Raw genomic sequence first — 20,175 nt, 5'->3', positions numbered from 1 at the left:
GATGAATATTCGTGATTTAGAATACTTGGTGGCGCTGGCTGAATTCAGGCATTTCCGGCGTGCCGCCGACTCTTGCCATGTCAGCCAACCCACATTAAGTGGTCAGATTCGTAAGCTGGAAGATGAGTTGGGCGTGATGTTGCTGGAGCGCACTAGCCGTAAGGTCTTGTTTACGCAGGCTGGGCTGTTGCTAGTGGAACAAGCCAGAACTATATTGCGAGAAGTAAAGGTACTGAAAGAGATGGCCAGCTTGCAGGGCGAAAGCATGTCCGGTCCACTGCATATCGGCCTGATACCTACGGTCGGGCCTTATTTGTTGCCGCAAATCATTCCCATGTTGCATAAGGCATTTCCGAAACTGGAAATGTATCTGCATGAAGCACAAACCCAGAATCTTCTGGCTCAGTTGGACAGTGGCAAGCTGGACTGTGCCATTCTGGCACTGGTCAAAGAGACCGAAGCTTTTATCGAAGTTCCGCTATTTGATGAACCGATGAGCCTGGCTATTTATGCCGATCATCCATGGGCCGATCGTGACAGAGTGCAAATGCATGAGCTGGCGGGTGAGAAATTATTGATGTTGGAAGATGGCCACTGCCTGCGCGATCAGGCGATGGGCTTCTGTTTCCAGGCCGGTGCAGAGGAAGATACCCATTTCCGCGCCACCAGTTTGGAAACTCTGCGTAATATGGTGGCTGCGGGGAGCGGCATTACTTTGCTGCCGTCGCTGGCGGTACCGAATGAGCGCAAGCGTGATGGCGTATGCTATCTGGAGTGCTACAAGCCTGTGCCTAAACGCACTATCGCGTTGGTGTACCGCCCCGGTTCCCCACTGCGTGGCCGCTATGAGCAACTGGCCGAGGCGATACGTGAACACATGCAACCGCGTATGAATCCAGATGTTATAAAGGAAAAGCTAGAACAGGCGGTTTAAACCGTTCAGGGCTGCCACACGATAGGCTTCAGCCATCGTCGGATAGTTGAAGGTCGTATTAACGAAATATTCGATAGTATTGCCTTCTCCTTTCTGTTCCATAATCGCCTGCCCGATGTGGATAATTTCCGCTGCACGTTCGCCAAAGCAATGAATACCCAAGATCTGCTTGGTTTCCCGATGGAACAGGATTTTTAAGCTACCGGTATCCATCCCGACGATTTGCGCGCGCGCCAGATGTTTAAATTGCGCCCGGCCGACCTCGTAGGGCACTTTCATCGCGGTCAAATCTTGCTCGGTTTTCCCAACCGAACTGATTTCCGGGATAGTGTAAATACCCGTCGGAATATCCTCGATCAAATGAACGTTGGCTTCGCCTTTGATCATTGCTTGTGCCGCGATACGCCCCTGATCATAGGCCGCAGAGGCCAGACTCGGGTAACCAATCACATCACCCACCGCATACACATGTGGCAGCGCTGTCTGGTACATGCTATTGACCTTCAGCAGACCACGGCTATCGGCTTCCAGACCAATGTTTTCCAACCCTAAACCGCCGGTATTACCGGTACGACCATTGGCATACAACAAGCAGTCTGCTTTGACCTTTTTACCTGATTTCAGATGGACAATAACCCCATCAAGGGTTCCCTCAATTTGCTCAAACTCTTCGTTGTGGCGGATAACGACACCGTTATTCCAGAAGTGGTAAGAGAGGGCATCTGACATTTCCTGATCAAGGAAGGCCAGTAGGCGGTCGCGGGTATTGATTAAATCAACTTTGACGCTCAAACCACGGAAGATTGAAGCATATTCACAACCAATAACCCCTGCGCCATAGATAATGACGTGCTGAGGTTCATGGCTGAGCTGTAAAATGGTATCGCTGTCGTAAATCCGTTCATGGCTAAAATCAACATTCGCCGGGCGGTAGGGGCGTGAACCTGTAGCAATCACAATGTTATCAGCGCGTAGTGTATCGTTGGTGCCATCGGCATAACGCACGTTGATAGTATTGGCATCAATAAAGCTGGCATCGCCTGAAAACATATGGCAGTGATTGCGATCGTAAAAACCCTGGCGCATACGTGTCTGTTGATTAATAACACGATCAGCATGGTTTAAAATATCAGCGAAAGAAGAACTGATGGTTCGGGCATTGTCGCTGTAGAGTGGATTTTGGTTGAATTCGATAATACGGCTAACGGCGTGGCGCAAAGCTTTGGAAGGGATAGTGCCCCAATGGGTACATCCACCGCCCACATTATTATACCGTTCAATTACGGCAACACGGGCACCTTGCTTGACCAACCCCATAGCGGCACCTTCACCGCCAGGACCCGAGCCAATAACAATGGCATCAAAATGGAAGTGCTGTTGCATGTAGGAGAGACCTATTCTTATACAAAATTACAACGGTACATTAACATCATCCCAACCAGATACCCAATAGATTTCAAGATGCAGCCAACACATCTGTAAATTGAAAGATGACAGGTATAAGTCAATCAACCATGGGTAAATCACCGTGATGTGTGTTGTAAAGCGGCAATTCAGTATTGGGATGATACGTTTGTATAACGGTTGTTACTATAAAGTTTGGTATATTGCTGACTATATATCTTAGATTGAGAATTTGGATATCCCTTGGGCACGATTATGGGCGTCAGAGCACAACAAAAAGAGCGGACTCGTCGTTCCCTTATCGAAGCGGCGTTCAGCCAACTGAGCGCTGAGCGGAGTTTCGCCAGCCTTAGCTTGCGGGAAGTCTCTCGCGAAGCTGGTATCGCACCGACTTCTTTCTACCGGCATTTTCGCGATGTCGACGAACTTGGCCTGACAATGGTCGATGAAAGCGGCCTGATGTTGCGCCAACTGATGCGTCAGGCACGCCAGCGGATTGCCAAGGGCGGCAGTGTTATCCGTACCTCCGTATCTACATTTATGGAATTTATCGGTAATAACCCGAATGCATTTCGCTTATTGCTGCGCGAGCGTTCCGGCACGTCCGCCGCATTTCGTGCCGCAGTGGCACGTGAAATTCAGCATTTTATTGCTGAGCTGGCAGATTACCTCGAATTGGAAAACCACATGCCACGCAGCTTCACTGAAGCTCAGGCTGAGGCCATGGTCACAATTGTCTTCAGTGCTGGTGCAGAAGTGCTGGACGTGGATATTGAACAACGGCGACAGTTAGAGGAACGCTTGGTCTTACAACTGCGGATGATCTCCAAGGGCGCTTATTATTGGTATCGCCGCGAGCAGGAAAAACTCGCCGTATCTCGCACTTAATAAGGTAAGGAAAATGATGGAACAGTCTCGCCGTGAAATCGGCACCCTGCTGCTGGCGTTGATTACTGGCCTGGCAATAAATGGTTCATTTAACACGTTATTCAGCGCGTTTGTGCCTTTTTCAGTTTTTCCGCTGCTAACGTTAATATTAGCCGTATATTGTTTGCATCAGCGCTACCTCAATTTCGCCATGCCACATGGCTTGCCAGTACTGGCCTCCGCGTGTTTCCTGCTCGGGATTTTGCTGTATAGCGCGATTGTTCGGGTTGAGCATCCGGCAATTGGTTCTAATTTCGTTCCTTCTATTCTCAGTGTCGTGTTGGTGTTCTGGATCTTGTTTAAGCTAAAAGCACGTAAGTCGGTGCAATCAGAATCTGAGCCAGATAATTCGGATAACCAGCAGCCGCAATAACCTGAAAGCGATATGTTTTAAAACGACATATTTTAAAACGAAAAAGGGCAACATCGCGTTGCCCTTTTACTTATCTATTGCCTGTCAGCCGCGCTTTTCCAGCAATACCCCACACTCCATATGATGGGTGTAGGGGAACTGATCGAACAGTGCTAATCGGCTGATTTTATGTGTCTGTTGTAACTGTTCCAGATTGGCGCACAGCGTTTCAGGGTTACAGGAGATATAAAGGATACGCGGATAACCTTGTACCAGTTTGACTGTCTCGTTATCCAGCCCGCTGCGCGGGGGATCGACAAAAATGGTCTCGCAGTTATAACTGCTCAGATCAATACCCTTCAAACGGTTAAACTCGCGTACACCTTGCATTGCCTGGGTAAACTCTTCAGCTGACATGCGGATAATTTGCACGTTATCGATATTATTTGCCGCGATATTGTATTGTGCCGCTGCCACTGAGGGTTTAGCGATTTCTGTTGCCAACACCCGTGCAAAATTGCGTGCTAGCGCCAACGAGAAATTACCATTACCGCAATACAACTCCAATAAATCACCGCTGGCATTTTTAGTGGCATCAATCGCCCATTCCAGCATATGAATATTCACCGCTGCATTCGGTTGGGTGAAACTATTCTCCACCTGACGATAAATCATTTCACGCCCAGCAACCGGTAACACTTCATCGATATAGTCGTGATCTAGCATGATTTTAGTTTTCGATGCCCGGCCAATCAGTTGCAGATCAAAACCTTGTTCGCGTAGCTTTTCACGTAATTCCAGCGCCTTCTGCTGCCACTCTTCATCTAATTGACGGTGATACAGCAAAGAGGCGATCAATTTACCGCTTAGGGTAGATAAGTAATCAATCTGGAACAGTTTACGCCGCAAAATCGGTTCGGCCCTGATGGCCGTCATCAGCGCACTCATCAGACGATTGATCAACAAACTTGCCACCGGGAACTGTTCAACACGGATACGCTGTTTGGTCTGCTGGTCAAACATGATGTGGTACAAGTCATCTTCATCGTGCCAAACGCGAAACTCGGCTCTCATGCGGTAATGCTCTGCCGGAGAACGGAATATTTCCGCAGCAGGTGCCTGAAACGGCAACATCATCGTCTGAAGACGGGCAGATTTTTCCGCCAGTTGTTGGTCGTAACTGTCTGTCGGCAGGATGTCGGGAGTCATGTTTCTTCTCGTCTGGCCATTATAAAAGAGAGGTATTGCTGCGGATTGTAGGGAAAGTGGGAGTGATGTCCAGTTTTGTTGTGTTTATTCCCTATAACGAGGATGGAAGTCTAGACATCTATTTTACTTGATCGTAGCATTGCGGTCCGGCCTCATGCTGTTACTGAAACACCTACGAGTTAAAAGGGAATCCGGTGTAAATCCGGAGCTGACGCGCAGCGGTAAGGGGAAGTTACGGCGATAGGTTTCAACCAGACACTGTCCGCAAGGGCGGGAAGTCATCGCCAGCTCTATTTCACGGTATTAATTCATTTAAGTAATGAAGAAGACGTGACATCAGAGATCCCAAGCCCGAAGACCTGCCGGTATTACGTCGCAATATGCGTGGTCGTCGCGAACTATCGGCCATGGCACTGCGGCATCCGCCAATTGAGTTTGGATGCTTGTATTCATGACAATTAAAAAATATACGCTGATCACAGCCCTTTCTGTGACGGCATTTTCTGGATGGGCCCAGGACAGCACCACAACAGGTAATAAAGACGAAATGGTGGTTACCGCCAATCGATTCCCCCAACCCATATCTTCTATCTTGGCTCCGGTTGATGTTGTTACTCGTAATGATATTGATCGCTGGCAATCAACTAACCTGAATGATGTCATGCGCCGCTTGCCTGGTGTGAACATTGCACAAACTGGTGGGCCTGGCCAACAGAGTTCCTTGTTTATCCGAGGTACAGATGCCAGGCATGTTTTAGTTCTGGTTGATGGTGTTCGTCTGAATCAGTCGGGTATCAGCGGTTCTTCTGATCTCAGCCAAATCCCTGTCTCTTTAGTACAGCGTATTGAATATATTCGTGGACCACGTTCTGCGGTATATGGTTCAGATGCTATCGGTGGGGTAGTAAACATCATTACTGTGCGTGAAGCCTTGGGTAGCACACTCACCGCAGGCGTGGGTTCGAATGGTTACCAGAACTACGGTGGTTCAACTCAGCAAAAACTGGGTGATAACACCACAGTGACGTTGGCAGGAAATTACGATTACAGTAAAGGTTATGACATTGTTGCTGCTGGTAATACTGGCATGGCAAGCCAGCCGGATCGTGACGGATACATGGGGAAAATGCTGTGGGCAGGTGTTAATCATGATTTCAATAATCAATTCAGTGGCTTTGCGCGTGCTTACGGTTTCGATAATCGTAGTGATTATGACGGCAGTTATTATCCCGGTTCAGCATTATTAGATACCCGCCAGCTATCAAGCCGTACTTATGACACTGGGTTACGTTTTAAAAATGGAATTTATGCGTCTCAACTGATCGCAAGTTATAACCGCACTAAAGACTATAACTATGATCCATTGTTTGGCCGGCATGATGTATCCGCCTCTTTAGATGATGCAGAACAATACAACTTACAATGGGGTAATACGCTACAAGTCGGTAAAGGCGAGGTTAGTGCAGGGGCTGATTGGCAGGAACAAACAACCAAACGCAAAGCGATGAGTGCAACTAATTCTGATGAATACACACTGCGCAACACGGGTATTTATCTGACAGGGCAGCAACAGATCAATGATGTCACTTTAGAAGGCTCAGCGCGCAGTGACGATAATTCGCAATTTGGTTGGCACTCCACCTGGCAGACCAGCGCGGGATGGGAATTTATTGATGGCTATCGTTTGATCGGTTCTTACGGTACTGCCTATAAGGCTCCCAATCTAATGCAGCTTTATAGTGCCTATGGCGGTAACACGAACCTGAAACCAGAAGAGAGCAAACAATGGGAAGGCGGGCTTGAAGGCTTAACCGGGCCGGTAACTTGGCGTTTATCCACTTATCGTAATGATATTGAACAACTTATAGACTATGACAGTAGTAGCAACCGTTACTACAATGTGAGTAAAGCGGTGATAAAAGGTGTGGAATGGACGGGTGCTTTCGACACAGGGCCGTTATCTCACCAAGTTACTTTGGAATATCTTGATCCTCGCGATGCTGAAACCAATCAAATTCTGGTGCGCCGCGCTAAGCAACAGGTCAAATACCAACTTGATTGGCTGGTGGCCGAGTTAGATTGGTCAGTAACATATCAATATCTTGGCCAGCGTTATGACAATATATTCGATCCAACCACTTTTGCACCAAGCTCAGTAAAACTGGGAGGGATTAGCCTTTGGGATCTAGCTGTTTCATATCCGGTCACCTCTCATCTCACAGTTCGTGGTAGAATTGCCAACCTGTTTGATAAAGATTATGAGACGGTTTATGGCTATAAAACCGCTGGACGAGAGTATTACCTCACCGGAAGCTATAACTTCTAAGGCTGATACTGCTCCTCGCCCGACAGCACTGATTTTTGACTCAGGTGTTGGCGGGCTATCTGTCTATCAAGAGATTCGGCAGTTGTTGCCGGATCTCCACTATATATATGCTTTCGACAATGTCGCTTTCCCTTATGGGGAGAAGTCCGGTGAGTTTATCGTTGAACGCGTTCTGGAAATTGTCACTGCGGTACAGCAGCGCCATCCGCTGGCAATCGTCGTCATTGCCTGTAACACCGCCAGCACAGTAGTACTTCCTGCTTTACGTGAACGCTTTGCATTCCCTGTGGTTGGGGTTGTTCCTGCTATCAAACCGGCGGTGCGATTAACCCGCAATGGTGTTGTTGGCTTATTGGCTACCCGTGGCACGGTACATGCTTCTTATACACGGGACTTGATTGAGCGCTTTGCTACCGATTGCAAAATTGAATTGCTGGGTTCATCTGAGCTGGTGGAACTGGCAGAGTCCAAGTTGCATGGTGGTGCTGTACCTATCGAAACATTAAAGAAAATCCTCCACCCATGGTTGGCGATGCGTGAGCCACCGGACACCATTGTATTGGGGTGCACTCATTTCCCTCTATTAGTAGAAGAGTTGGCGCAAGTGTTGCCTGAAGGTACTCGCATGGTCGATTCCGGTGCCGCAATTGCTCGTCGCACTGCCTGGCTCATCTCTTCTCAAGAAAATGTAGTTTCTTCTCAGGAAGATAATATTGCTTACTGCATGGCGTTGAATGCAGATACTGACGTTTTATTGCCCGTTTTGCAGGGTTATGGCTTCCCGGTGCTGCAAAAACTGCCAATTTAAAGGCATTTTGACTAAAGATTCAGCGGTTGAAAAGTTTTTTCAAATTAGGGGTTGCAGGCTGTCAGGAACTCCCTATAATGCGCCTCCACTGACCGGGAACAACGAAACATACTTCGCCGGGTCAGGAAGCGAAAAGAATGATTTTGACTTCGAAAGAAACCAAAGAAACTCTTGACTCTTCAGCGGGAAAGCGTATTATCTGCCTCCCGCGTTACCGTAAGATTCGCCGAAAGGCAAACGGGTAACGAACGCTCTTTAACAATTTATCAGACAATCTGTGTGGGCACTCGCAAGACGATATCGAAGCCTGTTTCGACAGGCAGAAGCAATATCAAAGTCTTGAAGAGTGACCAAAGCAGTACACATTTGAACTTCGGTTCGAATGCTTATTTGCAGAAAGTAATCTTTGAGCATCGCTGCTTTTATTAGCAGCAAATCAAACAAATCTTAAATTGAAGAGTTTGATCATGGCTCAGATTGAACGCTGGCGGCAGGCCTAACACATGCAAGTCGAGCGGCAGCGGGAAGTAGTTTACTACTTTGCCGGCGAGCGGCGGACGGGTGAGTAATGTCTGGGAAACTGCCTGATGGAGGGGGATAACTACTGGAAACGGTAGCTAATACCGCATGACCTCGCAAGAGCAAAGTGGGGGACCTTCGGGCCTCACGCCATCGGATGTGCCCAGATGGGATTAGCTAGTAGGTGGGGTAATGGCTCACCTAGGCGACGATCCCTAGCTGGTCTGAGAGGATGACCAGCCACACTGGAACTGAGACACGGTCCAGACTCCTACGGGAGGCAGCAGTGGGGAATATTGCACAATGGGCGCAAGCTTGATGCAGCCATGCCGCGTGTGTGAAGAAGGCCTTCGGGTTGTAAAGCACTTTCAGCGAGGAGGAAGGCAATCGTGTTAATAGCACGGTTGATTGACGTTACTCGCAGAAGAAGCACCGGCTAACTCCGTGCCAGCAGCCGCGGTAATACGGAGGGTGCAAGCGTTAATCGGAATTACTGGGCGTAAAGCGCACGCAGGCGGTTTGTTAAGTCAGATGTGAAATCCCCGCGCTTAACGTGGGAACTGCATTTGAAACTGGCAAGCTAGAGTCTTGTAGAGGGGGGTAGAATTCCAGGTGTAGCGGTGAAATGCGTAGAGATCTGGAGGAATACCGGTGGCGAAGGCGGCCCCCTGGACAAAGACTGACGCTCAGGTGCGAAAGCGTGGGGAGCAAACAGGATTAGATACCCTGGTAGTCCACGCTGTAAACGATGTCGACTTGGAGGTTGTGCCCTTGAGGCGTGGCTTCCGGAGCTAACGCGTTAAGTCGACCGCCTGGGGAGTACGGCCGCAAGGTTAAAACTCAAATGAATTGACGGGGGCCCGCACAAGCGGTGGAGCATGTGGTTTAATTCGATGCAACGCGAAGAACCTTACCTACTCTTGACATCCACGGAATTTAGCAGAGATGCTTTAGTGCCTTCGGGAACCGTGAGACAGGTGCTGCATGGCTGTCGTCAGCTCGTGTTGTGAAATGTTGGGTTAAGTCCCGCAACGAGCGCAACCCTTATCCTTTGTTGCCAGCACGTAATGGTGGGAACTCAAGGGAGACTGCCGGTGATAAACCGGAGGAAGGTGGGGATGACGTCAAGTCATCATGGCCCTTACGAGTAGGGCTACACACGTGCTACAATGGCAGATACAAAGTGAAGCGAACTCGCGAGAGCAAGCGGACCACATAAAGTCTGTCGTAGTCCGGATTGGAGTCTGCAACTCGACTCCATGAAGTCGGAATCGCTAGTAATCGTAGATCAGAATGCTACGGTGAATACGTTCCCGGGCCTTGTACACACCGCCCGTCACACCATGGGAGTGGGTTGCAAAAGAAGTAGGTAGCTTAACCTTCGGGAGGGCGCTTACCACTTTGTGATTCATGACTGGGGTGAAGTCGTAACAAGGTAACCGTAGGGGAACCTGCGGTTGGATCACCTCCTTACCTAAACGATACGCATTGCGTAGTGTCCACACAGATTGTCTGATAGAAAGTAACGAGCAAATAAGGCCGGACTGAGAGATTAGTCGGGCTTTAGTACCTTGTTGGGTCTGTAGCTCAGGTGGTTAGAGCGCACCCCTGATAAGGGTGAGGTCGGTGGTTCAAGTCCACTCAGACCCACCAACTCATCCTCATAGTGCGTTACAGACACACTCGTTTATACCCATAAACGTCGCGTGACTGCGTCTTGTCTGAGAATGAGTTATGCCGATAAGGTATTTTGCTTTTTATATGGGGCTATAGCTCAGCTGGGAGAGCGCCTGCCTTGCACGCAGGAGGTCAGCGGTTCGATCCCGCTTAGCTCCACCATATAAAAAAACTATTTCAAAACGTACTGCGGTCGTAAGGCACAGTGTGTTGTGAAATATTGCTCTTTAACAATCTGGAACAAGCTGAAAATTGAAACATTACAGCCGAAATTTATCTCTCCGTAGATATACTGAGATAAAGAGTAACCTGTAATAGAGTCTCTCAAATAATCGCAATGCCAATGTGCATTCTGATGAAGAGAGTCGCGTGAGCTAAGTGAAGGCAAGGCGTACGGCACGGAGGACGCGGAGTGAACTTAACGTTCATGAGCATTCCGAGTACCGCACAACGCTGTATTCACGACGCGCAACCGACTTGAACATAAGAAACATCTTTGGGTTGTGAGGTTAAGCGACTAAGCGTACACGGTGGATGCCTAGGCAGTCAGAGGCGATGAAGGGCGTGCTAATCTGCGAAAAGCGTCGGTAAGCTGATATGAAGCGTTACAACCGACGATACCCGAATGGGGAAACCCAGTGCAATTCGTTGCACTATTGCATGGTGAATACATAGCCATGCAAGGCGAACCGGGGGAACTGAAACATCTAAGTACCCCGAGGAAAAGAAATCAACCGAGATTCCCCCAGTAGCGGCGAGCGAACGGGGAAGAGCCCAGAGTCTGAATCAGTTTGTGTGTTAGTGGAAGCGTCTGGAAAGTCGCACGGTACAGGGTGATAGTCCCGTACACCAAAACACACTTGCTGTGAACTCGATGAGTAGGGCGGGACACGTGACATCCTGTCTGAATATGGGGGGACCATCCTCCAAGGCTAAATACTCCTGACTGACCGATAGTGAACCAGTACCGTGAGGGAAAGGCGAAAAGAACCCCGGCGAGGGGAGTGAAATAGAACCTGAAACCGTGTACGTACAAGCAGTGGGAGCACCTTCGTGGTGTGACTGCGTACCTTTTGTATAATGGGTCAGCGACTTATATTTTGTAGCAAGGTTAACCGAATAGGGGAGCCGTAGGGAAACCGAGTCTTAACTGGGCGTCTAGTTGCAAGGTATAGACCCGAAACCCGGTGATCTAGCCATGGGCAGGTTGAAGGTTGGGTAACACTAACTGGAGGACCGAACCGACTAATGTTGAAAAATTAGCGGATGACTTGTGGCTGGGGGTGAAAGGCCAATCAAACCGGGAGATAGCTGGTTCTCCCCGAAAGCTATTTAGGTAGCGCCTCGTGAACTCATCTTCGGGGGTAGAGCACTGTTTCGGCTAGGGGGTCATCCCGACTTACCAAACCGATGCAAACTCCGAATACCGAAGAATGTTATCACGGGAGACACACGGCGGGTGCTAACGTCCGTCGTGAAGAGGGAAACAACCCAGACCGCCAGCTAAGGTCCCAAAGTCATGGTTAAGTGGGAAACGATGTGGGAAGGCACAGACAGCCAGGATGTTGGCTTAGAAGCAGCCATCATTTAAAGAAAGCGTAATAGCTCACTGGTCGAGTCGGCCTGCGCGGAAGATGTAACGGGGCTAAACCATGCACCGAAGCTGCGGCAGCGACACTTAGGTGTTGTTGGGTAGGGGAGCGTTCTGTAAGCCGTTGAAGGTGACCTGTGAGGGTTGCTGGAGGTATCAGAAGTGCGAATGCTGACATAAGTAACGATAATGCGGGTGAAAAACCCGCACGCCGGAAGACCAAGGGTTCCTGTCCAACGTTAATCGGGGCAGGGTGAGTCGACCCCTAAGGCGAGGCTGAAAAGCGTAGTCGATGGGAAACAGGTTAATATTCCTGTACTTGGTGTTACTGCGAAGGGGGGACGGAGAAGGCTAGGCTAGCCGGGCGACGGTTGTCCCGGTTTAAGCATGTAGGCGGAGTGACTTGGTAAATCCGGTTGCTTATCAACGCTGAGGTGTGATGACGAGCCACTACGGTGGTGAAGTAGTTGATGCCAAGCTTCCAGGAAAAGCCTCTAAGCATCAGGTAACATTAAATCGTACCCCAAACCGACACAGGTGGTCAGGTAGAGAATACTCAGGCGCTTGAGAGAACTCGGGTGAAGGAACTAGGCAAAATGGTGCCGTAACTTCGGGAGAAGGCACGCTGGCATTAGGTAATGGGACTTGCTCCCGGCGCCGAAGCCAGTCGCAGATACCAGCTGGCTGCAACTGTTTAATAAAAACACAGCACTGTGCAAACACGAAAGTGGACGTATACGGTGTGACGCCTGCCCGGTGCTGGAAGGTTAATTGATGGGGTCAGCCGCAAGGCGAAGCTCTTGATCGAAGCCCCAGTAAACGGCGGCCGTAACTATAACGGTCCTAAGGTAGCGAAATTCCTTGTCGGGTAAGTTCCGACCTGCACGAATGGCGTAATGATGGCCAGGCTGTCTCCACCCGAGACTCAGTGAAATTGAACTCGCTGTGAAGATGCAGTGTACCCGCGGCAAGACGGAAAGACCCCGTGAACCTTTACTATAGCTTGACACTGAACATTGAGCCTTGATGTGTAGGATAGGTGGGAGGCATTGAAGTGTGGACGCCAGTCTGCATGGAGCCAACCTTGAAATACCACCCTTTAATGTTTGATGTTCTAACTCGGCCCCGTGATCCGGGGTGAGGACAGTGTCTGGTGGGTAGTTTGACTGGGGCGGTCTCCTCCCAAAGAGTAACGGAGGAGCACGAAGGTTAGCTAATCACGGTCGGACATCGTGAGGTTAGTGCAAAGGCATAAGCTAGCTTGACTGCGAGAGTGACGGCTCGAGCAGGTACGAAAGTAGGTCTTAGTGATCCGGTGGTTCTGAATGGAAGGGCCATCGCTCAACGGATAAAAGGTACTCCGGGGATAACAGGCTGATACCGCCCAAGAGTTCATATCGACGGCGGTGTTTGGCACCTCGATGTCGGCTCATCACATCCTGGGGCTGAAGTAGGTCCCAAGGGTATGGCTGTTCGCCATTTAAAGTGGTACGCGAGCTGGGTTTAGAACGTCGTGAGACAGTTCGGTCCCTATCTGCCGTGGGCGTTGGAAGATTGAGAGGGGCTGCTCCTAGTACGAGAGGACCGGAGTGGACGAATCACTGGTGTTCGGGTTGTCATGCCAATGGCATTGCCCGGTAGCTAAATTCGGAAGAGATAACCGCTGAAAGCATCTAAGCGGGAAACTTGCCTCGAGATGAGTCTTCCCTGGGGCTTTAAGCCCCCTGAAGGAACGTTAAAGACTATGACGTTGATAGGCTGGGTGTGTAAGTGCAGCGATGCATTGAGCTAACCAGTACTAATGATCCGTGAGGCTTAACCTTACAACACCAAAGGTGTTTTAGATTTGAAAGATTGATATTTTCAGCGAAGTTCCGAGATTGGGCTGGCTGGCTGTGTGGAAACATATAGCGGGTTTAGTTTAGACAGAATTTGCCTGGCGGCCATAGCGCGGTGGTCCCACCTGATCCCATGCCGAACTCAGAAGTGAAACGCCGTAGCGCCGATGGTAGTGTGGGGTCTCCCCATGCGAGAGTAGGACACTGCCAGGCATCAAACACGAGTTATCAGAGTGACATCTGGTAACTGACAAAATCGCTTAGAGCGGTTTTGCACAGCGCGGAGCGCTGGCCCTGTCAAGGGTAAATATCGGGAAGATACACGTAAAAGAATCGGTGGAGCGGTAGTTCAGTTGGTTAGAATACCTGCCTGTCACGCAGGGGGTCGCGGGTTCGAGCCCCGTCCGTTCCGCCACTTATTTAAATTATGCCTGCTTATCTTAGCAGGCATAATGTTAAGCATAATTTAGGGGCGTAGCTCAGTTGGTAGAGCACCGGTCTCCAAAACCGGGTGTCGCGAGTTCGAGTCTCTCCGCCCCTGCCATATAAATAACCCTTCGCGAAAGCGAGGGGTTTTTTTATGCCCAAAAATCGTAATTAGTACATTTATGATACGCCGATACACTTACACTACTTCTTTAACATAGTTCTGCTTTTATCTTGACCTCTGTTCTGACCACTATTCCCTCATATTTTCCATCCATTTTACCAATTCCAAAAAGATCTTTTTGTTCGAACAATATTCTGCCATTAACAACAGTTATTTTTTAAGCCTGACAAAATTTTAAAAGGTAACGTTCCCAATGCATACCTATTTAGCTGAATTTATGTACAAAACGATTGTTATTCTGTGGTGTGACGTTGCTCATTATTACTTTTACAAAATGTACTAAAACTAATTAACATTTTAGCTATCAGGAAGCTCACCTTAAAAAACATCATATGCTTTTAGAACAACATAATTTGCAAATTGGCCGATGCTCAGGACAGTAAATGACCTGAATGATTATCTTAACTGTTCTTCGGAATGGTAGTGAGTCAGCGGCTCGACGATGACAAGTGAGGAGAGAAATATGTACAGGCGTTTACTGTTAGCAGCAGCTGTAACAGCGGCAATGTGTAGTGCAGTCCAAGCGGCTCCGCTAGTCGTGGGTTTTTCTCAAATTGGTTCAGAGTCCGGTTGGCGCTCTGCGGAAACTAAGGTTTCTAAACAAGAGGCTGAAAAGCGCGGTATTACATTAAAAATCGCGGATGCTCAACAAAAACAAGAGAACCAAATCAAGGCTGTTAGATCGTTTATTGCTCAGGGTGTTGATGCCATTTTTATTGCTCCTGTGGTTGCAACGGGTTGGACACCGGTTTTGCAGGAAGCGAAAGAAGCTAAAATCCCGGTATTCCTGCTTGACCGAATGATAGAGGTGAATGATCCCTCCCTGTACACCGCCGCAGTGGCTTCAGACAGTGTATATGAAGGTAAAGTCGCTGGTGAGTGGCTACTGAAAGATGTGGCAGGTAAACCTTGTAATGTGGTTGAACTACAAGGCACTGTTGGCTCGAGTGTGGCTATTAACCGCAAGAAAGGTTTTGCTGACGGGATAGCGTCGGCACCTAACGTAAAAATAATTCGCTCTCAGTCCGGGGATTTCACACGGAGTAAAGGCAAAGAAGTAATGGAGAGTTTCATTAAAGCGGAGCAAAACGGTAAGAACATCTGTGCTGTCTATGCACATAACGATGATATGGCGATAGGTGCCATTCAAGCCATTAAAGAAGCCGGGTTGAAGCCGGGTTCAGAGATCAAAATTGTATCCATCGATGGCGTTCCTGATATTTTTAAAGCGATGAGTAGCGGAGAGGCTAATGCTACTGTTGAGTTGACACCGAATATGGCAGGCCCTGCTTTCGATGCATTAATTGCGCTGAAGAAAGATGGCACCCAACCGCCTAAGTTTATCCAGACAGAATCTCGTCTGTTACAGCCTGATACGGCTAAACAGGAATACGAATCTAAGAAGAGCCTTGGTTATTGATTCAAATGGCGGGGCTTGCTCCGCCTGCTTTCGTCACCTGTATTTGGGCAATATCTGAGTCGTTTTTGAACGTGGGTACATCTGATGGAAACACTGCTAGAAGTCCGTGGCTTGTCAGTTGAATTTCCTGGTGTTAAGGCATTGGACTCTGTCGATTTTTCTCTGCTTCGCGGTGAAGTTGTCGCATTGTTAGGGGAAAATGGTGCAGGAAAGTCGACTTTAATCAAAGCATTAACTGGGGTCTATAAGCGGGCCGCCGGTGAAGTTTATTTAGATGGTAAGGCCATTTGTCCCATTGATACTGCGGATGCCCAGAAACTGGGGATTGGCACTGTTTATCAAGAGGTCAACTTGCTGCCCAATATATCTGTTGCGGCAAATCTATTTATTGGCCGTGAGCCATTACGTTGGGGGTTAATTGACCATCGTACGATGAATCTACAGGCAGAAAAACTGCTAACGGGCTATGGTCTTACATTAGATGTGCAGCAACCGTTAGCTAACTTTTCTATTGCAATACAACAGATTGTCGCCATTGCTCGCGCGGTCGATCTATCAGCAAAAGTACTTATTCTGGATGAGCCAACGGCAAGTTTAGATGCTAAAGAAGTCAGTATGTTGCTGGATATTTTGCGTCAGTTACGAGATCAGGGTATCGGTATGGTATTCGTGACGCATTTCCTCGATCAGGTTTATCGGATCAGCGATCGTATTACTGTCTTACGCAATGGCAAACTTGTTGGCACTAAAACAACCGCAGAACTTCCCCGTATCGAATTGGTTCAGATGATGTTGGGCCATAGCTTTGATGAGCAATTACTCAAACGTGGTGAACATAATATTGTGGCAAGCAACCCACTGGTTGAGTTTAAAAACTATGGTCGGCGGGGTGTGGTGGAAAATTTCGATTTGGCTGTTTCTCCTGGTGAAATTGTCGGACTTGCTGGGCTATTAGGATCTGGGCGCACCGAGACTGCGCAATTAATTTTCGGTGTTACGACACCGGATACTGGGGAGGCCAAAATACAAGGCAAGCCCGTTAAGATCCGAACACCACGCACGGCATCAAAATTCGGTTTTGGCTATTGCCCAGAAGATCGTAAAACTGATGGCATTGTCGGTGCTGCAACAGTTCGGGAGAATATTATTCTGGCCTTACAGGCCCAGCGCGGATGGTTAAGGCCACTTTCAATGCGGGAACAAACTCAAATTGCTGAGCAATTCATTCAGCAGCTTGGTATTCGTACTCCTGGCCCTGAGCAACAAATTCAGTATCTCTCCGGTGGAAACCAGCAAAAAGTTTTATTAGCGCGCTGGCTTGCCACAAAACCTCGATTTTTGATTTTAGATGAGCCAACGCGCGGTATTGACGTGGGGGCGCATGCTGAAATTATTCGGCTGATTGAGAAACTGTGTGATGAAGGGCTGGCACTGTTAATTATCTCTTCCGAATTAGAGGAATTGGCAGGTTATGCCGATCGCGTCATTGTTCTGCGTGACCGTCGACATATTGCACAACTCGGTCACGATGAGATTTCCGTTCCTGCCATCATGCAGGCGATCGCGGTGCAATAAGGAGTTACTTCATGGTTAATAGGAGCCTGTCAATGCCGCAACGGCCGCGCAAAGTTAAATGGGTCTTGCCGAAAGGTGTCACTCAATTTGGTGCTCTGGCGGTCATTTTATTGATTGATAGTTTAGTCGCCCCGAACTTTTTCTCGATCCATATTCAGGATGGACGGTTGTTTGGCAGTGTCATCGATATTCTAAATCGCGGTGCTCCCGTTGCTTTACTGGCATTAGGTATGACACTGGTCATTGCTACTGGCGGCATTGATTTGTCGGTTGGTGCGGTAATGGCAATAGCCGGTGCAACTGCGGCCACACTGACCAGTGCTGGATATCCTTTGCCAACGGTATTAGTCGCCGCCCTTGCGGTTGGCGCGTTATGTGGTTTATGGAACGGTTTCTTAGTGGCGGTATTACAAATCCAACCGATTGTGGCCACCTTAATGTTAATGGTGGCAGGACGGGGGATAGCCCAGCTGATTACTGAGGGGCAGATTGTTACATTTGATACGGGTGGCTTGGCGAAGTTGGGTAGCAGTACGCTGATGTATTTGCCGATGTCAGTAGTCATCGCATTTAGTATGTTGATTATAGTGTGGTTATTGACCCGAAAAACAGCACTGGGTCTATTCATTGAGTCTGTTGGTATCAACTTACGATCAGCACGTAATGCGGGAGTGAGTACTCGCTTGGTGCTGATTGCCGTGTATGTGATTTGTGGTATCTGTGCAGCGGTCGCTGGCATTATTGTGACGGCAGATATTCGTGGTGCCGATGCTAACAATGCTGGTTTATGGCTGGAGCTGGATGCAATTCTGGCGGTAGTCATTGGTGGTGCATCTTTAATGGGAGGGCGGTTTAATCTTTTGCTTTCGGTTATTGGTGCTTTGATTATTCAAGGGATGAATACAGGGATCTTACTTTCAGGCTATCAGCCAGAGTTTAACCTGGTCCTTAAAGCTATTGTGGTATTAGCCGTCTTGATTGTGCAGTCACCGATGATCTCATTTAGCCATATCTTCACGAGGCGAAAATAATGTTAAAGCGCAATATTCCTTTGCTGATTACTATCGCCGTTTTTATTCTGGGATACGCTTTTTGTCTCAGTCAGTTCCCCAGTTTCTCCTCCACCCGAGTGTGGTGTGATTTACTGACTGATAATGCTTTTCTGGGCATTGTCGCCGTAGGGATGACTTTCGTTATTCTATCGGGCGGCATCGATTTATCGGTTGGGTCGGTAATTGCATTTACCGGCGTGTTATTGGCTAAGTTAATCGGAACTTATGGTATTCACCCAATGTATGCTTTTGCCATTGTCTTAGTTATGGGGGCGATGTTTGGTGCATTGATGGGGTGGATTATTGATTCTCTGAAACTCCCTGCGTTTATTATTACTCTGGCTGGGATGTTCTTCGTTCGTGGTATGAGTTTTATCGTCTCTGAAGAGTCGATACCGATTGATCACCCACTTTATGCCACGCTGGCGAACTATGCCTGGAAAGTTCCTGGTGGCGGCCGATTCACATTATTAGCTTTCATCATGCTAATGGTTGTGGCATTTGGCATTCTGTTGGCTCATCGAACCCGCTTTGGCCATAATGTTTATGCCATCGGGGGTAATAGCGTTTCTGCCGGACTGATGGGTGTTCCTGTCAGGCAAACGACAATTAAAATTTATATGTTATCGAGCACGTTAGCCGCGCTATCGGGAATCGTTTTCTCACTCTATACCTCTGCTGGCTATGCATTAGCAGCCAGTGGTGTTGAGCTAGATGCCATTGCCGCAGTCGTTATCGGTGGCACATTACTTACCGGTGGTATCGGGACAGTTTTCGGCACGCTGTTTGGTGTCTTGATTCAGGGGTTGATTCAGAGCTACATCACATTCGATGGCACACTTAGCTCATGGTGGACCAAAATTGTCATCGGAATATTATTATTTAGCTTTATTGCGATTCAGAAGGCGATGAGTGCTTTTTATCTGAACCGGCGTGCTCGCCCTCAGTCGCCGCCACTTAATCCCGTATAGCGCTCTGAGCTGCGTTATTCATCGGTGTTTTTAATAGTTGTCGAATCAATGTTTGCTGGTCACTGTTTTGCAACCAAACAGCATACAGTGGCCGCACAATAGCTGGCATATCAGCGTTCATGGCTAATTGAGGGTATTCTTTTTGCCAGTGTTCGGGCAGGAAAGCACAGCCACCGGTGGTTTCTAATAGCTGCCGGGTCAAATGTGCCGATGTGGTCGTTAATACCGCCATTTGCTCGCTCTCCAGCAATCTATTCTCTTGCTGATGAAAATCAGCTCCCCACTCAAGCTTGATATAAGGTGCTTCATTTGCATTTTTATGCTCGGCGTCTGGCTCAGTTTCTTTCGATAAATCAATCGGCTCAAAAGAAAATAGTCGCAGCGAAAAATGCCCTAACAGTTGGCTTGCCAGTTCATCCATTTTAGGTGGTTCGGTCGTTATCAATAAATCCAGTTGCCGTTCGTGCAACTGTTTCACCAGCGAGTGCCGCAGTGCAATCCGCGCCTCAAGGCGCAATGCCTCTCGTTGTTTATATAATTGTTGCAACCACGGAGTGAGGTATGCCTCCCACAGTGAGGCGGTTGCACCAATGGACAACTCGGTATGCTGTAGTGAGTGAGCAACCTCTTTTTTGGCTAGTTGCCAGGTACTCATTAGTGTTTCTGCGTAAGGCACCAAACGTTCTCCCGCAGGTGTCAGACGAATATTATTGCGATGACGAGTGAATAAATTTGCACCTAATTGATTTTCCAACTGACGGATACGAAAACTTACCGCCGACTGTGTTAAGTACAAAGATTCAGCAGCGCGACCAAAGTGGCGAGTCCTACTGACCTCCAAAAAGGTTTTCAGTAATTCGGTATCCAAACCCATCTCCAATTTTTTTTGTCGTTAAGATTTAAATGTTTTGTTTTACACGCTGTCAAGCCTATCTAATACTCCGCGCCATAAACAGCACGAC

General features: G+C 48.4%; 12 protein-coding genes, 4 tRNA genes, 3 rRNA genes and 1 riboswitch. Of the genes, 16 read left to right on the top strand and 3 right to left on the bottom strand.

Annotated features, from left to right (window positions below; all coding sequences use genetic code 11):
* Window position 1 precedes the first annotated feature (1 nt).
* Window positions 2-934: a DNA-binding transcriptional regulator OxyR gene (oxyR, locus tag V1956_RS01380; protein ID WP_083161818.1), complete on the top strand. Its 933-nt coding sequence runs from the start codon at window positions 2-4 to the stop codon at window positions 932-934.
* On the opposite strand, the gene sthA is transcribed toward oxyR, so the two are convergent.
* Window positions 917-2,317, bottom strand: a complete 1,401-nt coding sequence (gene sthA, locus V1956_RS01375) for a Si-specific NAD(P)(+) transhydrogenase (RefSeq protein WP_083161820.1) — start codon at window positions 2,315-2,317, stop codon at window positions 917-919. The two genes, oxyR and sthA, sit on opposite strands and share 18 nt — an antisense overlap.
* A gap of 276 nt (window positions 2,318-2,593) precedes the next feature.
* On the opposite strand from sthA, the gene fabR reads away from it, so the two are divergent.
* A complete protein-coding gene (gene fabR, locus V1956_RS01370) occupies window positions 2,594-3,226 on the top strand; it encodes an HTH-type transcriptional repressor FabR (protein ID WP_005192099.1) in 633 nt (210 codons plus the stop codon).
* A 13-nt stretch (window positions 3,227-3,239) separates the two neighbouring features.
* Window positions 3,240-3,638 (top strand): YijD family membrane protein, encoded by a 399-nt coding sequence (locus tag V1956_RS01365; protein WP_226716428.1) that lies wholly within the window; start codon window positions 3,240-3,242, stop codon window positions 3,636-3,638.
* An 84-nt stretch (window positions 3,639-3,722) separates the two neighbouring features.
* Here the strand turns inward: V1956_RS01365 and trmA are convergent, their stop codons facing one another.
* A complete protein-coding gene (gene trmA / locus V1956_RS01360; protein ID WP_372560103.1) occupies window positions 3,723-4,826 on the bottom strand; it encodes a tRNA (uridine(54)-C5)-methyltransferase TrmA in 1,104 nt (367 codons plus the stop codon).
* 130 nt (window positions 4,827-4,956) lie between these two features.
* A riboswitch (cobalamin riboswitch) is annotated at window positions 4,957-5,207 on the top strand.
* A 70-nt stretch (window positions 5,208-5,277) separates the two neighbouring features.
* Here trmA and btuB point away from each other — a divergent pair.
* The 13 genes from btuB to yjfF all read left to right on the top strand — a co-directional run bounded on the left by btuB (window position 5,278) and on the right by yjfF (window position 19,213).
* On the top strand, window positions 5,278-7,152 hold the full coding sequence (gene btuB / locus V1956_RS01355) for a TonB-dependent vitamin B12 receptor BtuB (protein ID WP_442824738.1): 1,875 nt from the start codon (window positions 5,278-5,280) through the stop codon (window positions 7,150-7,152).
* Window positions 7,097-7,960, top strand: a complete 864-nt coding sequence (gene murI / locus V1956_RS01350) for a glutamate racemase (RefSeq protein WP_083161826.1) — start codon at window positions 7,097-7,099, stop codon at window positions 7,958-7,960. Before btuB ends, murI begins: the two co-directional genes overlap by 56 nt.
* Before the next feature lie 449 nt (window positions 7,961-8,409).
* Window positions 8,410-9,952: ribosomal RNA gene (locus V1956_RS01345) — 16S ribosomal RNA — on the top strand.
* A gap of 103 nt (window positions 9,953-10,055) precedes the next feature.
* Window positions 10,056-10,132, top strand: a tRNA-Ile gene (locus tag V1956_RS01340).
* 110 nt (window positions 10,133-10,242) lie between these two features.
* Window positions 10,243-10,318, top strand: a tRNA-Ala gene (locus V1956_RS01335).
* Window positions 10,319-10,663: 345 nt separating this feature from the next.
* Window positions 10,664-13,570 (top strand): 23S ribosomal RNA (locus tag V1956_RS01330).
* 112 nt (window positions 13,571-13,682) lie between these two features.
* A 5S ribosomal RNA gene (gene rrf, locus V1956_RS01325) occupies window positions 13,683-13,798 on the top strand.
* The 16S, 23S and 5S rRNA genes sit together here with 4 tRNA genes alongside, the layout of an rRNA operon.
* A gap of 125 nt (window positions 13,799-13,923) precedes the next feature.
* Window positions 13,924-14,000, top strand: a tRNA-Asp gene (locus V1956_RS01320).
* Window positions 14,001-14,053: 53 nt separating this feature from the next.
* Window positions 14,054-14,129 (top strand) — tRNA-Trp (locus tag V1956_RS01315).
* 529 nt (window positions 14,130-14,658) lie between these two features.
* The gene (ytfQ, locus tag V1956_RS01310; RefSeq protein WP_005162730.1) at window positions 14,659-15,615 is read left to right on the top strand and encodes a galactofuranose ABC transporter, galactofuranose-binding protein YtfQ; all 957 of its coding nucleotides are present in this window, start codon (window positions 14,659-14,661) and stop codon (window positions 15,613-15,615) included.
* An 84-nt stretch (window positions 15,616-15,699) separates the two neighbouring features.
* On the top strand, window positions 15,700-17,190 hold the full coding sequence (ytfR, locus tag V1956_RS01305; protein ID WP_420072141.1) for a galactofuranose ABC transporter, ATP-binding protein YtfR: 1,491 nt from the start codon (window positions 15,700-15,702) through the stop codon (window positions 17,188-17,190).
* Between the two features lie 11 nt (window positions 17,191-17,201).
* Window positions 17,202-18,221, top strand: a complete 1,020-nt coding sequence (ytfT, locus tag V1956_RS01300) for a galactofuranose ABC transporter, ATP-binding protein YtfT (RefSeq protein ID WP_442824737.1) — start codon at window positions 17,202-17,204, stop codon at window positions 18,219-18,221.
* Window positions 18,221-19,213 carry a galactofuranose ABC transporter, permease protein YjfF gene (yjfF, locus tag V1956_RS01295; protein ID WP_083161832.1) on the top strand — a complete coding sequence of 331 codons (993 nt, stop codon included), beginning with the start codon at window positions 18,221-18,223 and terminating at the stop codon, window positions 19,211-19,213. Before ytfT ends, yjfF begins: the two co-directional genes overlap by 1 nt.
* On the opposite strand, the gene hdfR is transcribed toward yjfF, so the two are convergent.
* Window positions 19,200-20,081, bottom strand: coding sequence for an HTH-type transcriptional regulator HdfR (gene hdfR, locus V1956_RS01290; RefSeq protein WP_372560100.1), 882 nt, complete (start codon window positions 20,079-20,081; stop codon window positions 19,200-19,202). The genes yjfF and hdfR overlap by 14 nt on opposite strands.
* Window positions 20,082-20,175: the final 94 nt, after the last annotated feature.

This window comes from Yersinia sp. 2540 StPb PI, from assembly GCF_052217165.1.
In the GTDB taxonomy this organism is placed as follows: domain Bacteria; phylum Pseudomonadota; class Gammaproteobacteria; order Enterobacterales; family Enterobacteriaceae; genus Yersinia; species Yersinia enterocolitica_E.
The sequence above is the reverse complement of the archived record's forward strand: the minus strand, read 5'-3'. Positions and strand labels throughout refer to the sequence as shown.

Coding starts and splice junctions, on each gene's coding strand:
- oxyR (WP_083161818.1), top strand. CDS start 2: ATGAATATTCGTGATTTAGAATACTTGGTGGCGCTGGCTGAATTCAGG.
- sthA (WP_083161820.1), bottom strand. CDS start 2,317: ATGCAACAGCACTTCCATTTTGATGCCATTGTTATTGGCTCGGGTCCT.
- fabR (WP_005192099.1), top strand. CDS start 2,594: ATGGGCGTCAGAGCACAACAAAAAGAGCGGACTCGTCGTTCCCTTATC.
- V1956_RS01365 (WP_226716428.1), top strand. CDS start 3,240: ATGATGGAACAGTCTCGCCGTGAAATCGGCACCCTGCTGCTGGCGTTG.
- trmA (WP_372560103.1), bottom strand. CDS start 4,826: ATGACTCCCGACATCCTGCCGACAGACAGTTACGACCAACAACTGGCG.
- btuB (WP_442824738.1), top strand. CDS start 5,278: ATGACAATTAAAAAATATACGCTGATCACAGCCCTTTCTGTGACGGCA.
- murI (WP_083161826.1), top strand. CDS start 7,097: ATGGCTATAAAACCGCTGGACGAGAGTATTACCTCACCGGAAGCTATA.
- ytfQ (WP_005162730.1), top strand. CDS start 14,659: ATGTACAGGCGTTTACTGTTAGCAGCAGCTGTAACAGCGGCAATGTGT.
- ytfR (WP_420072141.1), top strand. CDS start 15,700: ATGGAAACACTGCTAGAAGTCCGTGGCTTGTCAGTTGAATTTCCTGGT.
- ytfT (WP_442824737.1), top strand. CDS start 17,202: ATGGTTAATAGGAGCCTGTCAATGCCGCAACGGCCGCGCAAAGTTAAA.
- yjfF (WP_083161832.1), top strand. CDS start 18,221: ATGTTAAAGCGCAATATTCCTTTGCTGATTACTATCGCCGTTTTTATT.